The organism is Candidatus Infernicultor aquiphilus (assembly GCF_002784285.1).
Classification (GTDB): Bacteria; Atribacterota; Phoenicimicrobiia; order Phoenicimicrobiales; family Phoenicimicrobiaceae; genus Infernicultor; species Infernicultor aquiphilus.
Window position 1 is genome coordinate 190 of the sequence record NZ_PFKO01000215.1, and the last position, 2,927, is coordinate 3,116.

The window sequence follows — 2,927 nt, forward strand, 5'->3', positions numbered from 1 at the left end:
GCCCATAGTAAATGAAAACCGAGAGACAGAGATTGAGGGAATTTTTGCCTGTGGTAATGTGCTCCATGTCCATGACTTAGCTGATTTTGTTACCGAAGAGGGAGAGATCGTAGGTAGAGTTGTAGGCGAATACCTCAAAGGGAACAGAAAGTTTCGTTCCCAACCCATAAAAATATTCCCCGGTGATAATATTGCTTATGTAGTCCCTCAACATATAGATTTTATTGTTCCGGGAAGGAAAAAAATAAAACTCTTTATGCGGGTAAAAAAACCGGAAGAGAGAGTCAAAATTAATTTAATAGATGACAAAGGCAGGGTTTTGACAGCTTACAAGAAGAGGATTGTAACCCCGGGAGAGATGGTGAGCGTCTTTTTGCCGGAAGTTCTATTGGATGATAAATTGAAAAATATAACTATCTCTATTAAAAGGGATTAGGGAGTAAAGAGGATGGAACAAAATAAGATAATATGTATAAGCTGCCCCATAGGTTGCAGGATGACCATCCAGAGTAAAGATGGAAAGATTACCTCTATTATAGGGAATGCCTGTCCTAAAGGAATTAAATATGCCGAAGAAGAATTTATCAATCCGCTAAGAATCTTAACCACCACAGTTAAAGTGATTGGCGGTGAATTACCTTTAGTATCGGTAAAGACAGAAAAATCGATTCCTAAAAGATTATTATTAAAAGCTATGGTCGAAATTGCTAAAATTGAAGTGAAGGCTCAGGTTAAAATAGGTCAGGTAATTAAAGATGATTTACTGGGAACAGGTGTGAGCCTGGTTGCCACCCGCAATATTAAGAGAGTTGATTCTAACCTGTTTTCCTAAAGATTATGCTTACATCTTTTCCCTACTTTCCTTTATTTCCTTCTCTTTCTTAACTCGATACACGATACTATATACTCGATACTGTATTTAATTTTGAAGTAATCGATTAGATGTGTTATTATCTTTATACTACTTTTAAAATCAAACTTTTTGTATTATATAAAATACAAAATTGTAAAACAAGGGAAAAATTATAGATGCAAAATTTAAGAGGCTGTTTTAAAGAACACCCCTAATTGCCGCCATAAGAAATGATGCGGATTTTGAATATGCTCTCAATACAAAGGTGACTGCTCTTTTTATTCTCTATGGAGATATATTTAATCTGTCCCAGATTATGAAAAAATGTAAGGAGCACAAAAAACTTGTTTTTTTACATATGGACCTTATTAAGGGAATTGGCAGAGATAGAGAAGGAATAATTTATTTAGCCAAAAAAGAACTCTGTAATGGGATTGTTACCACTAAAAGTAACTTGATTGAGGTTGCTAAGAAAGAGGGTCTTATTGCTATTCAGCGAATTTTTTTACTTGACTCTGCTGCCTTAAATACCGGGGAACAGCTGTTAAAAAATAACCAGCCTGATGCAGTGGAAATTTTACCCGGAATAGCTGCTCCTTATTTTATAGAACACATATACAAAAAGTTATCCTGTCCGGTTATTGCCGGCGGTTTAATTTCTGATAAAAGTGAAATAGAGAAATTATTGCAAAGAGGAGTTCTAGCCGTATCTACCAGTAAAAAAGAATTATGGTAAATTTATTCAATTCCTCGGCTCTTAATACTCTCTTAGGGAATAGCTAATTTTGCATGAGCTACTAATTTAAGATGGGAGGCGATATATAGAAATAATAAAAAGCGTATCAGTTAATTAATAAGTTTCAAAATTATTAAGGAGGTTATAATTTACAATGAAATTAAGAAAGAATTTTCTGATGGTTTTAGTTGTAACTTTGTGTTTATTGTTATCAGCGGGAACTGTTCTGGCAAAACCGGTAACCATAACTTTCTGGCATGCAATGAGCGGGTCGCGCCTGGGGGTATTAGAGTCGATTATCGAAAGCTTTAATGCTGCCCATCCTGATTTAGAAGTTAAACCGCTATTTACCGGCTCCTATGCGGAAACATTAACCAAATATGTTACCGCATATCCTACAGGAACAGCCCCAAATATAGTCCAGGTCTATGAAGTAGGGACTCAGACGATGATAGATAGCGATGCCATTATTCCAGTCTATAAAATCCCTGAAATGTTAGGAGAAACCTGGGATTGGGCACAATATGTCATCCCCATTACTCATTACTATTCTGTAGATGGGAACCTTTGGTCCATGCCTTTTAATTCGTCTACCGCCATGCTTTACTACAACAAAGATATTTTTAAAGCAGCTGGGCTCGATCCCAACAAACCTCCCACCACCTGGAAAGAGATGGAAGAGTATGGAGAAAAAATACTGGCCAGCGGAGTAGTAGATCATGTCTATTCCGGAGGTTGGCCTGATTGGATCTTCGAACAAACACTGGCCTATAATGACCACCTCTACGCAGACAACGATAATGGGCGGACTGGATTAGCAAAAAAAGTGGTCTTTAATGATGATTTTGGTTACATGGTCTTTGATACCTGGGTTAGATTGCATAAAAAAGGGATATATATCTACGGAGGAGTGGAGTACGAAGCAAACTCAGCATTCAATGCCGGTCAAATTGCTATGCTTATTCAGTCTACTTCATCACTGGCTGGTATTATTAAAGCTTCTAAATTTAAGGTTGGTACCAGCTTCCTTCCCCGTTTCGAAGGTTATCCGGTGGGAAACTCTGTCATTGGAGGCGGAAGCCTTTGGATCACCAAAGGACAAAGTGATGAAGAGCTCCGCGGTGTTTGGGAGTTCTTAAAATATCTTAGCCGGGAAGACATTGCTATAAAGTGGCACAAAGGTACTGGTTACTTCCCAGCGAGTAGTGGAGCACTTAAAACTCTATTAGACGAAGGCTGGTTCTCGGCGGATCAAACCTACCTCACTGCTTTTCTCCAGATACTTGCTGGAAGACGGGATACTGCAGCATCTACCGGGGTTCGCTTAGGTCCCTTCGT

General features: G+C 38.2%; 3 protein-coding genes and 1 pseudogene. All 4 read left to right on the plus strand.

The window, feature by feature from the left end:
* Nucleotides 1-436, plus strand: a pseudogene (locus COZ07_RS05625) (pyridine nucleotide-disulfide oxidoreductase); the annotation flags it as partial.
* 12 nt (nt 437-448) lie between these two features.
* The gene (locus tag COZ07_RS05630) at nt 449-832 is read left to right on the plus strand and encodes a DUF1667 domain-containing protein (protein WP_406607597.1); all 384 of its coding nucleotides are present in this window, start codon (nt 449-451) and stop codon (nt 830-832) included.
* A gap of 286 nt (nt 833-1,118) precedes the next feature.
* Entirely contained in the window at nt 1,119-1,589 is a 471-nt protein-coding gene (locus COZ07_RS05635; protein ID WP_406607598.1) for a glycerol-3-phosphate responsive antiterminator, read from the plus strand.
* 154 nt (nt 1,590-1,743) lie between these two features.
* Nucleotides 1,744-2,927, plus strand: a 1,184-nt coding sequence (locus tag COZ07_RS05640; protein ID WP_406607599.1) for an ABC transporter substrate-binding protein, incomplete at its 3' end; no start/stop codon positions are given.